The sequence below is a fragment of the Cupriavidus sp. CuC1 genome (genome assembly GCF_044627735.1).
GTDB classification, from domain to species: domain Bacteria; phylum Pseudomonadota; class Gammaproteobacteria; order Burkholderiales; family Burkholderiaceae; genus Cupriavidus; species Cupriavidus ulmosensis.
The window spans coordinates 1-19,526 of the sequence record NZ_JBIUHC010000178.1 but is presented as its reverse complement, the minus strand read 5'-3'; the positions used below and the strand labels follow the sequence as shown (position 1 = coordinate 19,526).

Below are 19,526 nucleotides of genomic sequence, written 5' to 3'. Positions count from 1 at the left end.
CGGATATGGCACCCCTCATCCGGGCGCCAGAGGGACTTCAACCCTCCTGAACAACGCGCTGCTCAGCGCACACTACGCATGACTCCGCCCCTGTGCCTCGCATTGGTACTCTGACTCTCACGGGTTCTCCGCTTGAGTTTCTCCCTTAGCATCGAGACGACAGGTTCCCAAGTTCCGTATCCATGCCTGCAGGAAGGTCGCGCCATCTCTATGCCGGATGCCGTCAGACCCACCTCCAGGTTGCCGTCTGACTTATCCCGAGGTGTTGTCGAGCCCTCGGTTTTGACATCATTGCAATTCTCGACACTTCTTCGATGGTTCACTTGCGTTCGCCTCCTCCTTGCCTACCTGACGAGATTCATCCCGCCTTTTCCCTTGACGCTCACCACAACCGCTCTTAACGGCTGCAGCTCAGGGTGGTTTGGTATCACCGCCTGATCGGCGAAACCGAGGGGCCTACCCTCATCACAGATACAGCATGTACGACGACGTACTGTCGCTTTCCTTCTTGGCACACCGACAATTACCTTGACACACGCCGCGAGCGAGACAAGAAAGTAGGTCGCCTCCCCGCAGGGGAGGTGAAACTGCCTTTGACTTTCAGCTTTTGACCTTTTGACGTTCGAGCGCCAACGCCACACCCAACGCACATCAAGCCGCCGGAAACATCCCCACCAGATTCGCCACCGCAGCCGGCACATCGGCCGCCTCGGTAATGGCCCGCACCACGGCGGCGCTGCCAACGCCGACAGCCAGCACCTCCGGCAGCCGCGCCGCATCGACACCGCCGATGCCCACCAGCGAGGGCACCACCGGCTGCATCAGCTTGACGTAGGCATGGAAGCGGCCCAAACCCTGCGGCGCGGTCGGCATGACCTTGGTGGTGGTCGGGAAGATCGCACCCAGCGCCAGGTAGCTCGGCCCGATGGTGGCCACGCGCAGCATCTCGGCATAGCCGTGCGTGGATACGCCAAGGCGCAGCCCGGAGGCGCGCAGCGCGTCGAGGTCGGCTTCGTCGAGGTCTTCCTGGCCGAGGTGGATGCCGTAGATGCCACTGTCGCCACCCTGGCTGGCGTGGTAGTCGATGGCGGCACGCCAGTGGTCGTTGATGAACAGGCGCGAGGCGCTGCCGCGCGCGGCCCTGGCGGCGCGCTCGATCTCGCTGCGCACGGCCTGCGCATCGTCGGACTTGAAGCGCAGCTGCACGGTGGGCACCGCCAGCGGCACCAGCCGTTCGATCCATTCAGCGCTGGGCACCACCGCGTACAAACCCAGTGGCGGGCATGGCGCAAACGGCTCCGCACGCAACTCCGGCGCTACCAGGGCGGCGTGGCGCACCTGCGGGAAGCGCGCGAAGCCCACCGGCCAGTCGAGCGAGCCCGGCTGCCAGGCGCGCGCCAGGCAGAGCGCGTCGTGCGCAGGGAAATGCAGCGCCAGGCAAGCGAGCAGCACGGCGACGAAGGCCGGCGAATGCGCGGTGTCGTCGTCGGCATGCGCGCTGAAGACCCAGGTGCCCATCGGCGAGCGCACGGTGTCGCTCCACTGCCCGCCTTCGCGGTCGCTCTCGATGGCGATGGCGCCGGCGGCGGCAATGCGTGCGAGCGTGGCCTCGTCGGCTTCGCCGTCGAACAGCACCACGTCGGCATCGCCAAGCGCTGCGGGCGCATCGCCGCGCGCCCACGCGCGCCAGGCCTTGTCGCTGGTGCCGAAGGTGGCGCCATAGCGTGCCAGCAGCGTGTCGCGCAGCGCGGCGTCGATGCCGGCCGGGAGAAGATTGCGGGTCATGCGCGGTCCTCCGCGCTTTCGGCGTGCCAGAATGGCATGCCCACCACCGGCGTGCTGGCCTGCGCGATATCGCGCTCCGGCATGGGGCCGGCCAGGTAAGCGGTGCGGCCCGCGTCCACCGCCAGCGCGAAGGCGCGTGCCATGTTGACCGGATAGGCGGCCTGCGCCACGGCGGTGTTCAGCAGCACGCCATCGTAGCCCCACTCCAGCACCTGGGCTGCGTGCGACGGCAGGCCGAGGCCGGCGTCGACGATCAGCGGGGTATCCGGCAGGCGTTCGCGCAACAGGCGCATGGCGTGCGGGTTGACGGCGCCCTTGCCGGTGCCGATCGGCGCGGCCCAGGGCATCAGCGCCTGGCAGCCCACGTCCAGCAGGCGGCGGCACAGCACGAGGTCCTCGGTGCAGTACGGCAGCACCTTGAAGCCTTCCTTGATCAGCGTCTCGGCCACGGCGGGCAGGTTGAGCGTATCGGGCTGCAGCGTGTAATCGTCGCCCACCAGCTCAAGCTTGATCCAGTCGGTCTCGAACACTTCGCGCGCCATCATGGCGGTGGTGATGGCTTCCTGCGACGCCATGCAGCCGGCAGTATTGGGCAGCACCGGCACGTTCAGCGAGCGCAGCATCTGCCAGAAAGCCTGGCCGCCCTCGCCATCGCCGACCGAGCCCTGGCGGCGCAGCGCCACCGTCAGCATGGCGGGCCGGGCCACTTCCACCGCGGCCTGGAGCGTGGCGGGAGACGGATAGCGCGCGGTACCCAGCAACAGGCGCGAGGCGAACGACTCGCCATAGAGCACGAAGGGGTCGGCGAACAGGTCGCGGCGGGGTTCAGCGGTATTGAAGGTCATTTGGGGTCAGCCTCCCGTCACGGGTTGCACGAGGTCGATACGATCGCCGGCGGCGAGCACGGTGGCCGCATGCGCGGCGCGTGGCACGAACTGGCCGTTGAGCGCGGCGGCAAAGGGCGGCGCGACGCCCGCGCCCGCGACTGCGTCGGCCAGTGTGGCGTTATCGGCAAGGGCGAGCGGGCGGCCGTTGAGCAGGATATCCATGGTCATTGTCGTTCAGTGCAGCACCGGAGAGCCGGCGACGGTATCGAGCACAGCCGCGATCATGCCTGGCCAGCGCACCGAAGCGGGCACGGCATGCGCGGCAGGATCGTCGTCGAGCAGGGCCCGCACCACCTGGCAGGCGGCCTCGGTGACCGCCGGGGCGATCAGGAAGCCGTGCCGGTACAGGCCATTGAGCCGCACGATGCGGGCATGCTGGTCGACCCGGATGGCCGGCAGGTGGTCCGGCCGCGTCGGGCGGCGCTGCACATTGAGTTCAAGCACGCGCGCCTCGCCAAAGGCGGGGTGCAGCGAGTACGCCGCGGAAAGCAGCTCCAGCGCGGAGCGCACGCTCATCGGCGAATCGTCTTCGCTCTCGAGTTCGGTGGCGCCGATCACATAGAGGTCATTGGGCTTGGGCGCGATATAGATCGGGTAACGCGGGTGCAGCAGGCGCACCGGGCGATGCAGCTTGACCTCCGGCGCATGCACACGCACGACTTCTCCGCGCAAGCCGCGCAATCCCGGCATGCTGCCGTGCGCGGCGGGCTGTCCCGGCCACGCGGCGCGGGCGCCCAGGCCGCGGCAATCCAGCACCACGCGTGCGCGGATGCCAAGCTCCGGCAGGTCGCCGCTTTCGATTTCACCGGCTTCCCAGACGCAATGCAGGCCGCTGGCAACCGCGCAGGCCAGCAATGCGCGCAGCGTGCCGCGGTTGTCGAGCTGGCCTTCGCCGGCCAGCAGCAGCCCCTGGGAGAAGCGGCCCGCGAGCGCGGGCTCGAGCGCGGCCACGCCATTGCCGTCCAGCGCGCGCATGCGCTCGGCCACCAGTTCGGGCGGCGCCACGGCGCGCACCCGGCTGGTGAACAGCGACATCTCGCTGCGGTCGCGGGTATGCCATACCACCAGCGTGCCGTCTTCCTGGAAGAACACGGGCTCCGGCATTTCGGCGACCCAGGCGCGCCAGAGGTCGACGCTGGCGGTGCCGAGCTCGACGATGCGGCGCTCGGCAATGGCGGATTCCGCCAGGGGCGCCAGCATCGCCGCGGCGACATGCGCGGCCGAGCCAACGCCGTCGGGGCCGCCGCGCTCGACCAGCGCCACGCGCAGGCCGGCACGCACCAGTTGCCAGGCGGATAGGCGCCCGGCCAGGCCGGCGCCGAGCACGGCCACATCAAACGACTGCACTGTCATGGGGATGGTTGTGCCGATGCTCGCCGCGACGGCGCGGCGAGCACCGGCCTCCTATAAGTCATGGCGCGCCCCTTCGGGGAAGGGGCACGGTACTTCGCGTGCGGCGCTGCACGGGCATGCGCCGCACCATGGTCCTACGCCTTACGAGTAGATCTTGCTGCCGCTCTTGACGAACTCGATCGACTTTTCCTGCATGCCTTGCTCGGCTTCGGGCTTGAGCGAGGCGGCGTAGTCGCGCACTTCCTGCGTGATCTTCATCGAGCAGAACTTGGGACCGCACATCGAGCAGAAATGCGCGATCTTGGCGCCTTCGGCCGGCAGCGTGGCGTCGTGGTACGAACGCGCGCGTTCCGGGTCCAGGCCGAGGTTGAACTGGTCTTCCCAGCGGAACTCGAAGCGCGCCTTGGACAACGCGTTGTCGCGCAGCTGCGCGCCGGGCCAGCCCTTGGCAAGGTCGGCTGCGTGGGCAGCGATCTTGTAGGTGATGATGCCTTCGCGCACGTCTTCCTTGTCCGGCAGGCCCAGGTGTTCCTTCGGCGTGACGTAGCACAGCATGGCCGTGCCCATCCAGCCGATGTTGGCCGCGCCGATGCCGCTGGTGATGTGGTCGTAGCCAGGGGCGATGTCGGTCACCAGCGGTCCGAGCGTGTAGAACGGGGCCTCAAAGCAGTGCTTGAGCTCTTCATCCATATTGGCCTGGATGCGTTGCAGCGGCACGTGGCCCGGGCCTTCGATCATGACCTGCACATCGTGCTTCCAGGCCTTGTCGGTCAGCTCGCCGAGCGTGCGCAGCTCACCAAACTGGGCGTCGTCGTTGGAGTCCGCGATACAGCCGGGACGCAGGCCATCGCCGAGGCTGAACGACACGTCGTACGCCTTCATGATTTCGCAGATCTCGTCGAAGTGCGTGTACAGGAAGTTTTCCTTGTGATGCGCCAGGCACCACTTGGCCATGATCGAGCCACCGCGCGAGACGATGCCGGTGACGCGGTCCGCGGTCATCGGCACATAGCGCAGCAGCACGCCGGCGTGGATGGTGAAGTAGTCCACGCCCTGCTCGGCCTGCTCGACGAGCGTGTCGCGGAACATTTCCCAGGTCAGGTCCTCGGCGACGCCGCCGGTCTTGTCCAGGGCCTGGTAGATGGGCACCGTGCCGATGGGCACCGGTGAGTTGCGCAGGATCCATTCACGGGTTTCGTGGATGTGCTTGCCGGTGGACAGGTCCATGATGGTGTCGGCGCCCCAGCGGATCGACCACACCATCTTTTCCACTTCCTCGGCCAGCGACGACGTCACGGCAGAGTTGCCCAGGTTGCCGTTGATCTTGACGCGGAAATTGCGCCCGATCGCCATCGGCTCCAGCTCGGTGTGGTTGATGTTGGCGGGAATGATCGCGCGGCCGGAGGCGATTTCGCGGCGCACGAATTCCGGCGTCATGTCTTCCGGACGCAGCGGCAGCGACGCACCCAACGCATTGCCGGGGTGCTGGCGCAGCAGCGCCTTGTATTCGGGCTTGTCGTACAGCGCCTGCAGGTTCAGCGACTCGCGCAGCGCCACGTATTCCATCTCGGGCGTGATGATGCCGCGGCGCGCATAGTGCATCTGCGACACATTGGCGCCGGCCTTGGCGCGGCGCGGGTTGGTCAGCTGGGCAAAGCGCAGGTGGGCGGTGGCCGGATCGGCGGCGCGCGCCAGGCCATATTCCGACGACAGGCCGGGCAGCACTTCGGTGTCGCCGCGCTCTTCGATCCACTTGCCGCGAACCGACGGCAGGCCCGACTTCAGGTCGATATGGATGTCCGGATCGCTGTACGGGCCCGAGGTGTCGTACACCGGAATCGGCGGATTGGACATCTCGCCCTTGTCCGTGCGCGTGGACGTCTGCAGGATCGTGCGCAGCGGTACGCGGATATCGGGGCGGCTGCCGGTCAGGTAGGTCTTGCTGGATGCCGGATAGGCGAACTTTTTGTCGAGATCGGTTTCAAGCGACTCGAAAGATGCGGCGGGGGCGGAATTTGTGCGGGCCATGGGTGTCGTCCTCTCTCTTGCGGGGATGGACGAAACCAGGAGCCCTGTGAGCATGGCCGCGGCGGTGTGGCCGGGTCATGTGCCTTGGAGAAGGCAGGAGCTGTTCGGTAACCATGAAACTTCCCACGCCGGTACTAGCCGGATCGGGTTCGAAGGGACTCTCTCAGCCGCACGGCCCATCCGTACGGCACCCCTGTTTCATCCAACGGGGTGAATTTAAGCACAAGGCTTGGAGCTTGACCACCCCTGTTTCAATCTGGAGTGTCGTGCGTTTCAGTGGGCTTATCCCCTTGTTGCAGTGCAGGACGACGGTCAAGCGCTGGCCCCGGCACTCCGAGCAAGCCCCTTTGCGGGGCTTGCCGCCCCAGCACATAGCCCGCCGCTTGCTCTACCATGCAATCAGACATGCCCATGCGCAACGCTCGCAGAAGACTGCACAGGAGACCTCATGACCGAAGCCGCCACCCACCGCGTGTTCAACCAGGTCCCGGACCTGACCGACTACAACCTGTTCACCGGCGATCCCGCGTTGCGGGCCGCGCTGGAACGGCTTGGCGGCGGTTGGCACGCCGGTGCGCTGGAGGTCTTCGGCGCCCGCCTGGGCAAACCCGATGTGCAGCAGTGGGCGGCCGAGGCCAATCGCCACTCGCCGGAACTGCATACGCATAGCCGCACCGGCGAGCGCATCGACGAAGTGGAATTTCCGCCCGCATGGCATGCGTTGCTGGCCTTGCTGCGCAGCCAGCAGTTGCAGGCGCTGCCGTTCGCGCAGCCCCGCGACGGCGCGTGGGTGGCGCGCGCGGCGGGCTACTTCCTGCAGGCGCAGGCCGAGTCCGGATCCTTGTGCCCGCCCACCATGACCTTCGCCAGCATCCCGGTGCTGCAGAAGGAAGCGTCGCTGTTCGCGGAACTGGGGCCGAAGCTGTTCGCCACCGAGCACGATCCGCGCGACCTGCCCTGGCGCGACAAGCACGCCGTGATGATCGGCATGGGCATGACGGAAAAGCAGGGCGGCTCCGATGTGCGCAGCAACACCACCGTCGCACGCCCCATGCGCGGCGAGGGCCGCGGCGCCGAGTATGCGCTCACCGGCCACAAGTGGTTCTTCTCCGCGCCGATGTGCGATGCCCACCTGGTGGTGGCGCGCATGGGCGCCGAGGACGGGCCACTGTCCTGCTTCTTCGTGCCGCGTTTTCGCGACGACGGCAGCAAGAACCCGGTGCAGATCCAGCGCCTCAAGGACAAGCTGGGCAACCGCTCCAACGCCAGCAGCGAAGTGGAATTCCTTGAGGCCACTGGCATCCTGATCGGCGAGGAAGGCCGCGGCATCCCGACCATCATCGAAATGGCCACCTATACCCGGCTGGACTGCGTGATCGGCAGCGCCGCCATCATTCGCGCGGCGCTGGTGCAGGCCATCCACCACGCGCGGCACCGCATGGCCTTCGGCCGCCTGCTGGCGGACCAGCCGCTGATGCGCAATGTGCTGGCCGACCTGGCGCTGGAAAGCCAGGCCGCCACCCTGCTCATGATGGAGCTGGCGCACGCTTTCGAGCGGGCCGACGCCGATCCGCTGGCCGCCGCGTGGAAGCGCATCGTCACGCCGGCGGCCAAGTTCTGGATCTGCAAGCGCGCCATCGAGGTCACCGGCGAAGCCATGGAGGTGTGGGGCGGCAATGGCTACGTCGAGGAGGGCCCGATGGCGCGGCTGTACCGCGAGGCGCCGGTCAACTCGATCTGGGAGGGCTCCGGCAACATCATGTGCCTGGACGTGCTGCGCGCGCTCCAGCGCAACCCCGAGGACGCCGCCCGGTTGTTGCAGGACCTCGCCCGGCGCGCCGGCGGCCATCCGGCGGTGCGGGCCGAACTCGCCTCGCTGCAGGCGATGCTGCGCGACGCGCCGGATCACCTGGAAGCCGGCGCGCGGCGCTTTGCCCAGGGCCTGGTGCTGACCGCGCAGGCGGCGCTGATGCTCGCCCACGCCGATGCTGACGATGCCGAGCGCTTCGCCGCCAGCCGGCTGGGACGCCAGCACGGCCGCGTGTTCGGCACGCTGGAGGGCGATGACGCCGCACTGGCAAGCGTGGTGGCGCGCGCCTGGCCGGCCTGACGCCACCGGCGCGTCAAAGCGCCTGGACCACTGGCGGCCCCTGCCAGATAGCACGGCAACGCGCCGGCATGCCGGCGCGTGGTGGCATCGCGTCTGCTCGTGGCGGCGCTCACGCCTGGTGCTGGGCCTCCCCCCAAGGCTCGCCACACCCCTCCACATATTAATTTGCCTCGTCCGCTACAAGTGGGACAAGACCTGCCGTAAACCCTATGACACTAAGGGCATACATTTAATACATAGGTGCCCATTAATCCCCTTTCATCCCCTTTACTCATCAGCGGAGCGCCCTGCCATGCGGGGTGCCGACATCCCGACATGAACATCAGCCAACGCCTGCTGCTTTCCTTATCCCTAGCCTTACTCGCCTTGCTCGTGGTCGGCCTTGGCGGCATCTGGCAGCTCAGCCAGTCGGAGCAGCGCTTCGAGTACTTCAACAACAACACCCTGGGCAGCGTGCGCACCCTTGGCAGCCTCAAGGACAACGTCAACGCCATGCGCATCGCGCTCTACCAGCACGCCATGAGCGATGATGCCAAGGCCAAGAGCGAGGCCGAAGCGGCGCTGGCTCGCGCTGACGAGAAGTTCGACGCCACGGCCGCCAAGTACGAGCGCGACGACATCAGCGACGATACCGATCGCAAGATGCTCGACGCCGACCGCGCCGCGCTCAAGCGCTACCGCGAAGGGCGTGCCGCCATGCTGGAGAAATCGCGCGCCAACGACTTCGGCGCAGTCCGGGACATGCTGGTGAGCGGCGAGCTGAACGATGCGTCGATTGCCTTGCGCAAAGCGATCGACGATCACATTACGTATAACGGCGACCTCGGCGACCATGCCGTGACGAGCAACCGCGCGCAATACCACACGGCGGTAACGGCGTTCTCGGCGATCATCGCCATGGCGGTGCTGGTGACCGGTTTCCTCGCCGCCACCCTGTACCGCCGTATCCGCGGCAGCCTGGCCGAGATCGAGCACACCCTGGAATACGTCAGCGAGTCGCTTGACCTCGAACGCCGCGCGCCGGTCGGACGCATGGACGAGATTGGCCGTACCGCGGCCGCCTTCAACCGCCTGCTGGAACGCGTGGCGGTGGCGCTGCGCGAAGTGCGCCATTCGACGGAATCCGTCGGCGTGGCGGCACGCCAGATCGCCGCGGGCAATACCGATCTGTCGGCGCGGACCGAGCAGCAGGCTGCCTCGCTGGAGCAGAGCGCATCAAGCATGGAAGAGCTGACCACCACCGTGCGCCAGAACGCCGACAACGCGCGCCAGGCGAGCGGCCTGGCCGGCAACGCCGCCAGCGTGGCCGAGCACGGCAGCACCGCCGTGCAGCAGATGGTGCAAACCATGGGCGCGATCAGCACCAGTTCCAACCGCATCGCGGAGATCACCAGCCTGATCGAGGGCATCGCCTTCCAGACCAACATCCTGGCGCTCAATGCCGCGGTGGAAGCCGCGCGCGCCGGCGAGCAAGGCCGGGGCTTCGCGGTGGTGGCGGGCGAGGTGCGCAGCCTGGCGCAGCGCTCTTCCAGCGCCGCCAAGGAAATCAAGGACCTGATCGACAGCTCGGTCAACACCGTGCGCACCGGCTCGGCGCAGGCCGAGGATGCCGGCAAGACGATGAGCGAAGTCCAGAATGCAGTGAAGCGCGTGTCGGACATCATCGCCGAGATCGCCGCGGCCTCCGATGAGCAGAGCGCGGGCATCGAGCAGGTCAACCAGGCCGTGGGCCAGATGGACGAGGTCACCCAGCAGAATGCCGCGCTGGTGGAAGAAGCGGCAGCCGCCGCGCAGTCGCTGGATGACCAGGCCGGCAAGCTGCGCGATACGGTATCGACCTTCCGCCTGGCGACAACCTGAGCACGGGTGTGAGGGCGGATCCCCGCCCCTTACACCGCCAATATCTCCGCCATCCGCAATACCACCCGAGGACCGTGCCGGATCAGGTCATGCGCGCGCTCGCCGATCATGATGGCCGGCGCATTGGTATTGCCCCCAATCAGCGTCGGCATGATCGACGCATCCACCACGCGCAAGCCTTCCACGCCCCGCACGCGCAGCTGCGGGTCGACCACCGCATATTCGTCCATGCCCATGCGGCACGTCCCGACGGGATGGTAGATGGTGTCGGCATGGGCGCGGATCATGGCGCGGATCGCGCTGTCGTCGCCGCCATCGGCCGGCAAGTGCGCCGAATACAGCTCCTTGCCGCCGAACGCCGCCAGTTGCGGCTGGGCCAGGATGCGGCGCACGATCCGCACGCCGGCCACCAGGCCGTCGAGATCCCGCGGGTCCGACAGGAAGCACGGGTCGATCACCGGCGCCTCGCGGATATCGGGCGAAGCCAGCCGTACCTCGCCCCGGCTTTTCGGGCGCAGCACGCAAACGTGGCAGGAGTAGCCATGGCCCAGGCGGATGCGGCGCATATGGTCATCGGCCATGCCGACCACGAAATGCAGCTGCAGGTCCGGCTCGTCCAGCCCGGCGTGGCTTTTCAGGAAGGCGCCGGCCTCGGCAAAGTTGGAAGTCAGCATGCCGGTGCGCTCGCGCCGGTAGCGCAGGATCTCGGCCAGCAGGCGAAACGCGCCGCCAACAGACACGCCGAACAGCTCGGACGCCGCCACGCGCTTATGCACGATGATGTCCAGATGGTCCTGCAGATTAGCGCCGACGCCCGGCAGGTCGTGCACCAGGGGAATGCCTAGCTCGCGCAGATGCGAGGCAGGTCCGACGCCCGACACCATCAGCAGTTGCGGCGAACCGAACGCGCCGGCCGACACGATCACCTCGCGGCGTGCCCGCAACAGGGTCTCGCGGCCATCCAGCCGCACCGTCACGCCCACCGCGTGGCGGCCCTCGAACTCGACGCGCAGCACCTGCGCGCCCGTCATCACATGCAGGTTGTCGCGCCCGCCGTTGCTGGCGCGGTCGGCGGCGTCGCCTCGGTGCAGGTAGGCGCGCGCGGCGTTCCAGCGCTCGCCGCCATGCTGGGTCACCTGGTACCAGCCAGCGCCCTCCTGGTCCACGCCGTTGAAGTCGTCGTTGCGGCGATAGCCGGCCTGCTGGGCCGCCTCGATAAAGCGCTGGCCAAAGGGATTGGGCGTGCGCAGGTCCGACACATGAAGCGGGCCGCTGCCGCCGTGCAAGGGATCGTCATCGCGCCCGGCCACGCGCTCGTTGCATTCGGCCCGGCGGAAATAGGGCAGCACATCGTCCCAGGCCCAGCCGTCGCAGCCGGCCGAGGCCCAGCGGTCGTAGTCGGCCGGCGTGCCCCGCGTATAGATCATGGCATTGAGCGAGGAACTGCCCCCCAGGCCGCGCCCGCTCGGCTGGTAGCCGCGGCGCCCGTTCAGCCCGGGCTGCGGCACGGTGCGGTAGCCGTAATTATGGCTGCCAGCGCGCGGTAGCATTACCGCGCAGCCCGCCGGCGTCGACACCAGCACATGGTGATCGTGGCCGCCGGTCTCGAGCACCGCCACGCTGTCGCTGCCGCTGTCGGCCAGCCGCCCGGCCAGGGCACACCCCGCCGAACCGCCGCCAACGACGAGATAGTCAAAGGTGGTTTCCATCCGTCTCCCCGCCTGGTCCGAGGTCAGTGTGCCGGGGTCGCGCCGAACGCTTCGGGGCGGGCCGCGCATGGCCGGCCAACCCGGTCTGGCTGGCACGCCGAGTGCATGCCGCGAAATCAGTGTAGGGCTTTGCCGGGGCACTGGAAAGGACGATGGAAGGGGCGTTGAATACGGTTGTTTGAAGCACGCGGCTAGTGGCCGGCCTCCATTGTCAGCCGCAGCCGCATGGCATATGGTGCGAGGATCTAGACGCCGCGCGCGCCAAGGGCAGCGCACGACCCCAAGGAGAGCGCGACATGAGAGAAGTGCCCGAGATGTCATCCGTATTCGACGCCATGCGCGCCGCCTCGCGGCGCGACCAGGCTCCGGCCTGGGAAGTGCGCGCCGACCGGCTGCGGCGCCTGCGCACGCTGGTGACCGAGCACATGGACGAGATCTCGCAAGCCATCAGCGCCGACTTCGGCAACCGCCCGCGCCAGGAAACCGCGTTGCTCGAAGCCTTTCCCAGCGTGGCCGGGATCGACGATGCACTGCGTCACGGCAAGCGCTGGATGCGGGTGCGGCGGGTTCGCACCGGGCTGTGGTTCAAGCCCGCCACGTCGCGGCTGATGCCGCAGCCGCTGGGCGTGATCGGCATCGTGGTGCCGTGGAACTACCCGCTCTACCTGACCGTGGGCCCGCTGGCGGGCGCGCTGGTCGCGGGCAACCGCGCCATGGTCAAGCTCTCCGAGTACACCCCGCGCTTCGCCGCGCTGTTCGCGCACCTGGCGCAGCAGGCCTTCGCCGCCGACGAAGTCACGGTGGTCAATGGCGACGCGCAAGTGGCGAGCGCCTTTTCAGCCCTGCCCTTCGATCACCTGCTGTTTACCGGGTCAACCCAGGTCGGCCACCATGTGATGCGCGCGGCGGCGGCCAATCTCACGCCGGTCACGCTGGAGTTGGGCGGCAAGTCGCCGGCCATCGTCGGCCCCGGCGCGGACCTGGAGCGCGCGGTCGAACGCATCCTGGTGGGCAAGCTGCTCAACGCCGGCCAGACTTGCATCGCGCCGGACTATGTGCTGCTGCCCGAAGCGCTGCGCGAGCCCTTCGTCGAAGCCGCACGCGCCTGCGCCGCCCGGCTCTACCCCGACCCGCCGGGCCACCCCGGCCATGCCGGCAACCCCGATTACACCACCATCATCAGCCCCCGGCACTTCGCCCGGCTCGACAGCCTGGTTGGCGACGCAGCCCGCGCCGGCGCGCGCGTGGTGCCGCTGTCACAAGTGCCCTCGGACCCGGAGCGCCGCCGGCTGGCCCCGGTCCTGCTGCTGGACGTGCCCGCCGACGCCACCGTGATGCGCGAAGAGATCTTCGGCCCGGTGCTGCCGCTGGTGACCTACCGCACGCTGGAAGAGGCCATCGACTACATCAACGCCCGCCCACGCCCGCTGGCGCTCTACCTGTTCGAGAAAGACCGCCGCACGATCGACCACGTGATGGCGCAGACCGTGGCGGGCGGCGTCAGCATCAACGAAACGCTGCTGCACATTGCCCAGGAAAACCTCCCCTTTGGCGGGGTGGGGCCCAGCGGCATGGGCGCGTATCACGGCCAGGCTGGCTTTGAGACCTTCTCCAAGCTCAAGCCGATCTTCCGCCAGTCCGGCATCAATGGCGCCGGGCTGCTGAAGCCGCCTTATGGGAAACGCTTTGAAACGATGATCAAGTTGCTGATGCGCTGAATGACAAGGAAAACCTGCGGCGTGGAACGAAGCCGCCGAACGGGCCAAAGCCGCGCGCCATGACGACAGCTGTCGCTCCCTCTCCCCTCATGGGGAGAGGGCTGGGGAGAGGGGCGGTTTGGCTAGGAGCCACTTGAAGCGAAGCCTTCGGTTTTTTCCGGCGCGCAGGTGGCATTTGAAGCGCCCGCCCTCTCCCCCGGCCCCTCTCCCACAAGTGGGAGAGGGGAGCAAACCAGCGGCAAGATCAACCAACTGTGGTAGCCGTGTTTCCCGCCCGAAGGGGCGGGAAACACCCACGCGCGATGCGAAGCGAGCCGTCAAGGTTTGAATCTCCCGTTATGCGGCGCCTCGTCGGCAAGCCAAAAGAGCGGAAAAGAGGGACCCATGTCTGAGCATCGCCCTAAGGCGATGTGAGTTTGGGTCCCGGCCGCTCTTTTGGCTTGCCGACGAGGAGTCTTTCGCCCCATCCGGGTCGCCTTCTTTGCCTACTTTCTTGGCGAGACAAGAAAGTAGGTCGCCTCCCCGCAGGGGAGGTGAAACTGCCTTTGACTTTAAGCCTTTGAAGTTAAGACCCCACCACCATCGGCCGCCCCAGCATCCGCGCCAGCACCGCCTCCGGCGAATGCGTATGGTCCGAGATCGCTTTCGGCGACAGGTAATAAGTCTGCTCCATCATGGCCCGCCCTCGCATAGCTGCATGCAGCACCTGGTCGCTGAACACGATCCACGTCGAGCCCGGCGGGAAATGAAATTCCTGCTGCGGCACATTGGCCTGATACTCCAGGTCGGCCTTGGCCAGATCATGCAGTTGCAGCATCCGATGGTCGTACTCGGAGCGCCGGCGCTTGGTGATATGCAGCATCTCCATCACCCGCGCCTGACCCGGCCACATGCCCTTGGTCTTCGGCACAAAACGCTTGGCGAAATCGCCAAATGGCTCACCCACCCGCCACACGCGCGGCGCCTGCGGGTCAATGTTGTGGAACACGCGCAGCAGCCGCTGGCCCAGCATGGGGTTGGACGGGAAGGAGTCCACATGCAGGCGCGTGTCGTCCTTGCGCCAGCTCACCGGCCGCCCGGCGATCTCGCTCGGGCGCAGTGAGGTGCCGGCGCGCACCATATGCGGGCCATATTCCGGGAACAGGCTGAGCACCAGCTTCTCGCTGTACTCGGCATAGCGGCGAATCAGCTGGTACAGGTCCTGCAGGTCCTGTTCGCCGCCCGTCGCGCCGCGCACGGCCTGGTCGTTGGCGCGCAGGTTGATGTTCTTTGACTTGCCATCCGACCAGCGGCTATCCAGGAAGCGCTCTTCGCCAGGCTCGAACCGGAAGCGCAACTGCGGGAAGAACAGCACGGCGCCCTGCTCCAGCTCGCGGCGCAGCCCGGCCTTGGTATCGGCATCGACCTGCGGGGCCCACTCGGTATAGGGCTGTGGCCGGATCAGGTTGAACGCGGGCGCAGTGGCCGGGCCGGGCGTGGAAGTTGTAAGGGTCGAATCAAGTGACATGGGCATCCTCGGTATGCGGGCTCCGGCGGTCTTGAGCGCGCATGCGCGCGCCGCGCCAGGATAACAAAACGCCACTCGCCGGGCCGCTTTGCCATCCCGGGATTCTACCCTCGCGGCCGTGGCGCGCCACGCCCCGCCCTCCCCCGGTTGATCCAGGACAAGGCGACAGCAAGCCCGGAACGCCACCCCGGGGGATCGAGTAGGGTGAGGGGTCACCCCCTCAGCCCTCTCACACCACCGTACGTGCGGTTCCGCATACGGCGGTTCATGAACGAGACTGCAAGCGCCGCTGAGTATCCAGCAGCGAGATCAGCCCCATGGCGTCGAAGTAGCCCTTCGGGAAGGCCGCGCCCATGTGACGAGCTCCAGCATTCCACCATGGGCCCTGCCCATTGCGGGCCGAGTGCCACGCGCGATCCTCCGGTAAGCCCTGCCGACGCAGCATCACAGTGCGGGTAGCGCGGCTCTTGGCCTGCCGCCATAGTAGGCAGCGCAACCGCCGCCGCACCCACCCGTCCAGCGTCTCCAACACGCCTTTCGCTTCCGTGTACTGGAAGTATCCGATCCACCCGCGCAGCACCGGATTCAGCGCCGCTATCGTGTGGGCCAGGCTCCTGCCCCGTCCCGGACGCACCAGTTCCCGCACCCGCTCAGTCAGCCTTTTCAGGCTTTCCGGCGCAATACGCAGCCGTGCCTGACGGTGGGCTGTCAGGCTGTAGCCCAGGAACTTGCGCGCCCAAGGCCGCGCACACGCGCTCTTGGCCTCGTTGACCCGCAGTTTCAGCCGCTCCGCTAGGAACGCTGTCATACCGGCCAACAACTGCTGCCCCGCCGTCTTGCTGCGCACGTAGATATTGCAATCGTCCGCGTAACGGCAGAACGCGAGGCCCCGCCTTTCCAGCTCGCGGTCCCAATCCGTCAGCAGGATGTTCGATAGCAGCGGCGACAGCGGCCCGCCTTGCGGCGTGCCTTGCCTCCTCGCCTCGACCATCCCGCCACGCATCAGCCCCGCTTCCAGACACCGCCGGATCAGCTTGAGCACCCGGGCGTCCTTCACTTGCCGGGCCACCCGCGACATCAAGATATCGTGGTTGACCCGGTCAAAGAACTTCTCCAGGTCGATGTCCACCACCCAGCGCCGGCCTTCCCGCACATACCGCTGTGCCTGCAAGACCGCCTGCTGAGCGCTGCGCCCCGGCCTGAAGCCGTAGCTCGACTCGGAGAACCCCGGCTCAAAGATCGGTTGGAGAACTTGCAGCAGCGCCTGCTGGATCAGCCGGTCCACCACCGTCGGGACGATCAGCGCGAACTGCACAAGCGCTCAACGAGCATTTGGGATGGGCTGAGATCCGCCATCCGTTTCATCCGCTCCGGGGCCAACGTTTTCCAGTCCTGAAGACGCGCCGGGTGGCGGGCGTCGACACACTGCTCCTGGGTCATGTAGAACGCGGCAGCTTCAGCATTGCCCGCGAATGGACCGACTGGGGCGCGCCTGCAGTCGAAGACGATTGCGAGGTCCCTGTGTCTCGCTTCGATCTGGGCATGCTGCTGGAGCTGATCGCGTTGATCGACCAGCTTGCCGCTTCGTCCTCCAAGAAGTCATCAACCAAAGGAGCTTGATCAATGCATCTCATTGACCTACTATCAGACCAGTTTTTAACGTGGTCCGCTCATGGAAGATATTCCGTCGTCTACCTTACGCAAGCGTCGCGCACAGTTGCTGCGGCACATGCCGGCGTTGGAGACGCTCTTGCGTGGCTCGCTCATCGAGCGCTACAAGCGCTGCGGCAAACCTGGCTGCAAGTGCGCCGACGGCCCCGGTCATGGCCCCAAGTACTATCTGTCGGTGAGTTTTCCCGGCCGGCGACCGCAAATGGACTACGTGCCACAAGCCGATCACGCCGACGTCACCGAACGCTTGGCGAACTATCACCGGGTCCGCGAGATCATCGAAGAGATTTGCGAGATCAATCGCGAACTATTACGCCGCCGCGAGGCGCTCTAAGGGGCGTCGGTGAGCCAGGCGCCGCTGTCGCTCACCCACTCCATCGACCCGCAATTGGCCGGCGTACTCATCGCCAACATGCTCGAGGCTTGGCTCACCGCCGGGTCCGCGCTGGAGCCGACCGAGGAGGCCGTCGATGAACACCAAGATCACCCCGCAACATCACAGCAAGCCGGCGTACATCTATATCCGCCAGTCGACGCTGGCCCAGGTGCGGCACCATCAGGAGAGCACCGAGCGCCAGTATGCGTTGAAGGACAAGGCGCTGGCGCTGGGCTGGCCGCAAACGTCGATCCAGATCCTGGACCGGGACCTCGGTCAGTCAGGCGCGCAGATGACGGGCCGCGAGGACTTCAAGACGCTAGTAGCGGATGTCTCGATGGGGCAAGTGGGCGCGGTGTTTGCGCTGGAGGTTTCGCGCCTGGCGCGCTCGAACCTGGACTGGCATCGCCTGCTCGAGCTGTGCGCGCTTACCCATACGCTGGTCATCGATGCCGACGGGTGTTACGACCCGGGCGACTTCAACGACGGCCTACTGCTGGGCCTCAAAGGCACGATGGCACAGGCCGAACTGCACTTTTTGCGCGGGCGCCTCCAGGGCGGCAAGCTCAACAAGGCGCAGAAAGGCGAGTTGCGCTTTCCGCTGCCCGTCGGCTTATGCTACGACGATGACGGCCGCATTGTTCTGGATCCCGATGATGAAGTGCGCGGCGCTGTGCAACTCGTGTTTCATCTGTTTCAGGAGACCGGCAGCGCTTATGCGGTCGTCAAGCGCTTCGCCGAAGGTGGCTTGCGCTTTCCCAAGCGCGCCTATGGCGGTACCTGGGCGGGTCGACTCATCTGGGGTCGTCTGAGGCACGAACGCGTACTTGGGTTGATCAGGAATCCGTCGTATGCGGGCATCTATGTCTTTGGACGGTACCAGTACCGCCAGCGCATCACGCCAGAAGGAGAAGTCCATAAGCGCGTGCAGCCGGTGCCAAAGGTGGACTGGCGCGTCCATCTACCCAAACATCACGAGGGATACATCACTCCGGAGGAGTTTGAGCGCAACCAGGCACGCTTGGCGCGCAACCGGACGAACGGTGAAGGCACCGTGCTCAGTGGTCCGGCGCGTGAAGGATTAGCGCTGCTTCAGGGGCTGGTGCTATGTGGCTGCTGTGGTCGGGCGCTGACAGTACGGTACTAGGGGAACGGCGGCATCTACCCAATGTACTTGTGCAGCGCGCAGCGCCGCCAGGGTTTAGCGACCAAGGATTGCATGAGCGTGCGCAGCGACCTGCTCGACAACGCGATTGGCGCCGAAGTGCTCAAGGCACTGCAACCGGCCGAGCTCGAACTGGCCTTGACCGCCCTGAAGGAACTCGAGCAGCGCGATCACGCCATCATGCGCCAATGGCACATGCGCATCGAACGCGCCGAGTACGAGGTCGCGCTCGCCGAACGTCGCTATCAGGAATGCGACCCCGCCAACCGTCTGGTCGCGAGCACCCTCGAGCGGCGCTGGAACGACGCGATGCTTCGCCTCGAATCGATCAAGACTGAGGCCGATCAATTCCAGAACCAGAAAGCGCGCGTCGCCACGCCCGAGCAGAAGGCTCGGGTTCTCGCACTGGCCGGCGATCTGCCGCGCCTCTGGCGCGCTCCGACGACTCCAGCGAAGGAGCGCAAGCGCATGTTGCGACTGCTCGTCCGGGACATCACGGTGGAGAAGTTACCTACAATGAGACAGGCCGTCCTACACATCCGCTGGCAAGGCGGCGCCTGTACTGACATCACCGTGAACTTGCCAAAGCCGGCCGCCGAAGCGATGCGCTATCCAGCCGTGCTCGTCGAGCAGGTGCGCGAACTGTCGCAGCATCTATCCGATCGTCAAATCGTCATGACCCTTAATCAGGGGGGCTTGCGCAGCCCATTAGGCAGATCCTTCACGCTCTCCATGGTCAAATGGATCCGCTACCAGTACGGAATTCCGTCAACCAGCTTCAAGCGGCCTGACGAGATCACCGTACAGCAGCTCGCCCATCGCCTGGAGGTCAGTGCGCACGTCGTGTATTACTGGATCGAGCGTCAGGTGGTCCAGGCCCGTAAGCTCGACGGGCGGGGCCCGTGGTGGATCACCCTGGATCCCGCCAAGGAGCAGCAACTGCGGAACTGGATACGCACTTCAGGGCATCTTCAGCCGCAACATTCCAACATTCAACTGTGAGAGGTGCATTATGAGATCACCGTCGGGATGCCCAGTGTCCTCACCCCGCCCGCAGGCTTGGGGATGTCCACCGCGCGCACCGCCTGCGGGATGTACTGGCCGGCCAACAGCGCCACCTTGACGCTCGGCCAGTGCACCTTCAGCCAGTCGCGCAACGCCGTCACCGCCAGGGCATCCACCCCGGCCGCGCCGCCGTTGCTGACCACCTTCCGGTACGCCAGCCACATGTTGCCCTTCTCGACCACCGCCTCCATCAGCGATGGCGCCTGCGCTTTCGCTTGCCCGACAGCCGCCGTGCCAGCCTCCGCACCCCCATCGGCCCCAGGCAGGTTCCGCCCGCCTTCCTCCGCTGTGG

15 protein-coding genes, 1 pseudogene and 1 riboswitch are annotated in these 19,526 nt (G+C 66.6%); of the genes and pseudogenes, 7 read left to right on the top strand and 9 right to left on the bottom strand.

Features of this window, described 5'->3' with window-relative positions; translation table 11 throughout:
* Positions 1 to 651 precede the first annotated feature (651 nt).
* The 5 genes from ACGLHR_RS43645 to thiC all read right to left on the bottom strand — a co-directional run bounded on the left by ACGLHR_RS43645 (position 652) and on the right by thiC (position 6,053).
* Complete coding sequence (locus ACGLHR_RS43645) at positions 652 to 1,785, bottom strand: thiamine phosphate synthase (protein WP_267605258.1); 1,134 nt, start codon at positions 1,783 to 1,785, stop codon at positions 652 to 654.
* Entirely contained in the window at positions 1,782 to 2,630 is an 849-nt protein-coding gene (locus ACGLHR_RS43640; protein ID WP_400102091.1) for a thiazole synthase, read from the bottom strand. Before ACGLHR_RS43640 ends, ACGLHR_RS43645 begins: the two co-directional genes overlap by 4 nt.
* A 6-nt stretch (positions 2,631 to 2,636) precedes the next feature.
* The gene (thiS, locus tag ACGLHR_RS43635) at positions 2,637 to 2,834 is read right to left on the bottom strand and encodes a sulfur carrier protein ThiS (RefSeq protein ID WP_174426081.1); all 198 of its coding nucleotides are present in this window, start codon (positions 2,832 to 2,834) and stop codon (positions 2,637 to 2,639) included.
* Between the two features lie 12 nt (positions 2,835 to 2,846).
* Positions 2,847 to 4,025 carry an FAD-dependent oxidoreductase gene (locus tag ACGLHR_RS43630; protein ID WP_400102090.1) on the bottom strand — a complete coding sequence of 393 codons (1,179 nt, stop codon included), beginning with the start codon at positions 4,023 to 4,025 and terminating at the stop codon, positions 2,847 to 2,849.
* Between the two features lie 141 nt (positions 4,026 to 4,166).
* Positions 4,167 to 6,053, bottom strand: a complete 1,887-nt coding sequence (gene thiC / locus ACGLHR_RS43625; protein ID WP_318234671.1) for a phosphomethylpyrimidine synthase ThiC — start codon at positions 6,051 to 6,053, stop codon at positions 4,167 to 4,169.
* 103 nt (positions 6,054 to 6,156) lie between these two features.
* Positions 6,157 to 6,258: riboswitch (TPP riboswitch) on the bottom strand.
* 243 nt (positions 6,259 to 6,501) lie between these two features.
* Between thiC and ACGLHR_RS43620 the strand changes: the two genes are divergently transcribed.
* Together ACGLHR_RS43620 and ACGLHR_RS43615 are read left to right on the top strand one after the other, a co-directional pair.
* A complete protein-coding gene (locus tag ACGLHR_RS43620; RefSeq protein WP_400102089.1) occupies positions 6,502 to 8,163 on the top strand; it encodes an acyl-CoA dehydrogenase family protein in 1,662 nt (553 codons plus the stop codon).
* Between the two features lie 315 nt (positions 8,164 to 8,478).
* Positions 8,479 to 10,023, top strand: a complete 1,545-nt coding sequence (locus tag ACGLHR_RS43615) for a methyl-accepting chemotaxis protein (RefSeq protein ID WP_400102088.1) — start codon at positions 8,479 to 8,481, stop codon at positions 10,021 to 10,023.
* 29 nt (positions 10,024 to 10,052) lie between these two features.
* Here the strand turns inward: ACGLHR_RS43615 and ACGLHR_RS43610 are convergent, their stop codons facing one another.
* Positions 10,053 to 11,732 (bottom strand): GMC family oxidoreductase N-terminal domain-containing protein, encoded by a 1,680-nt coding sequence (locus tag ACGLHR_RS43610; protein ID WP_318234667.1) that lies wholly within the window; start codon positions 11,730 to 11,732, stop codon positions 10,053 to 10,055.
* Positions 11,733 to 12,028: 296 nt separating this feature from the next.
* Here ACGLHR_RS43610 and ACGLHR_RS43605 point away from each other — a divergent pair, with 296 nt between their 5' ends.
* Positions 12,029 to 13,450 carry a coniferyl aldehyde dehydrogenase gene (locus ACGLHR_RS43605; RefSeq protein ID WP_400102087.1) on the top strand — a complete coding sequence of 474 codons (1,422 nt, stop codon included), beginning with the start codon at positions 12,029 to 12,031 and terminating at the stop codon, positions 13,448 to 13,450.
* A gap of 565 nt (positions 13,451 to 14,015) precedes the next feature.
* Here the strand turns inward: ACGLHR_RS43605 and ACGLHR_RS43600 are convergent.
* Together ACGLHR_RS43600 and ltrA are read right to left on the bottom strand one after the other, a co-directional pair.
* Complete coding sequence (locus ACGLHR_RS43600) at positions 14,016 to 14,957, bottom strand: Kdo hydroxylase family protein (protein WP_318234665.1); 942 nt, start codon at positions 14,955 to 14,957, stop codon at positions 14,016 to 14,018.
* Between the two features lie 265 nt (positions 14,958 to 15,222).
* On the bottom strand, positions 15,223 to 16,272 hold the full coding sequence (gene ltrA, locus ACGLHR_RS43595; protein ID WP_400102086.1) for a group II intron reverse transcriptase/maturase: 1,050 nt from the start codon (positions 16,270 to 16,272) through the stop codon (positions 15,223 to 15,225).
* A gap of 17 nt (positions 16,273 to 16,289) precedes the next feature.
* Here ltrA and ACGLHR_RS43590 point away from each other — a divergent pair, with 17 nt between their 5' ends.
* From ACGLHR_RS43590 to ACGLHR_RS43575, 4 genes are all read left to right on the top strand, one after another.
* Positions 16,290 to 16,577, top strand: a complete 288-nt coding sequence (locus tag ACGLHR_RS43590) for a DUF5372 family protein (RefSeq protein WP_400102085.1) — start codon at positions 16,290 to 16,292, stop codon at positions 16,575 to 16,577.
* 52 nt (positions 16,578 to 16,629) lie between these two features.
* The gene (locus ACGLHR_RS43585) at positions 16,630 to 16,962 is read left to right on the top strand and encodes a DUF6788 family protein (protein ID WP_318234240.1); all 333 of its coding nucleotides are present in this window, start codon (positions 16,630 to 16,632) and stop codon (positions 16,960 to 16,962) included.
* A gap of 136 nt (positions 16,963 to 17,098) precedes the next feature.
* On the top strand, positions 17,099 to 18,151 hold the full coding sequence (locus ACGLHR_RS43580) for a recombinase family protein (RefSeq protein ID WP_400102084.1): 1,053 nt from the start codon (positions 17,099 to 17,101) through the stop codon (positions 18,149 to 18,151).
* Positions 18,152 to 18,223: 72 nt separating this feature from the next.
* Positions 18,224 to 19,171, top strand: coding sequence for a hypothetical protein (locus tag ACGLHR_RS43575; RefSeq protein WP_400102083.1), 948 nt, complete (start codon positions 18,224 to 18,226; stop codon positions 19,169 to 19,171).
* Positions 19,172 to 19,179: 8 nt separating this feature from the next.
* Here ACGLHR_RS43575 and ACGLHR_RS43570 read toward each other — a convergent pair.
* Positions 19,180 to 19,526: pseudogene (locus ACGLHR_RS43570) on the bottom strand (group II intron reverse transcriptase/maturase); the annotation flags it as partial.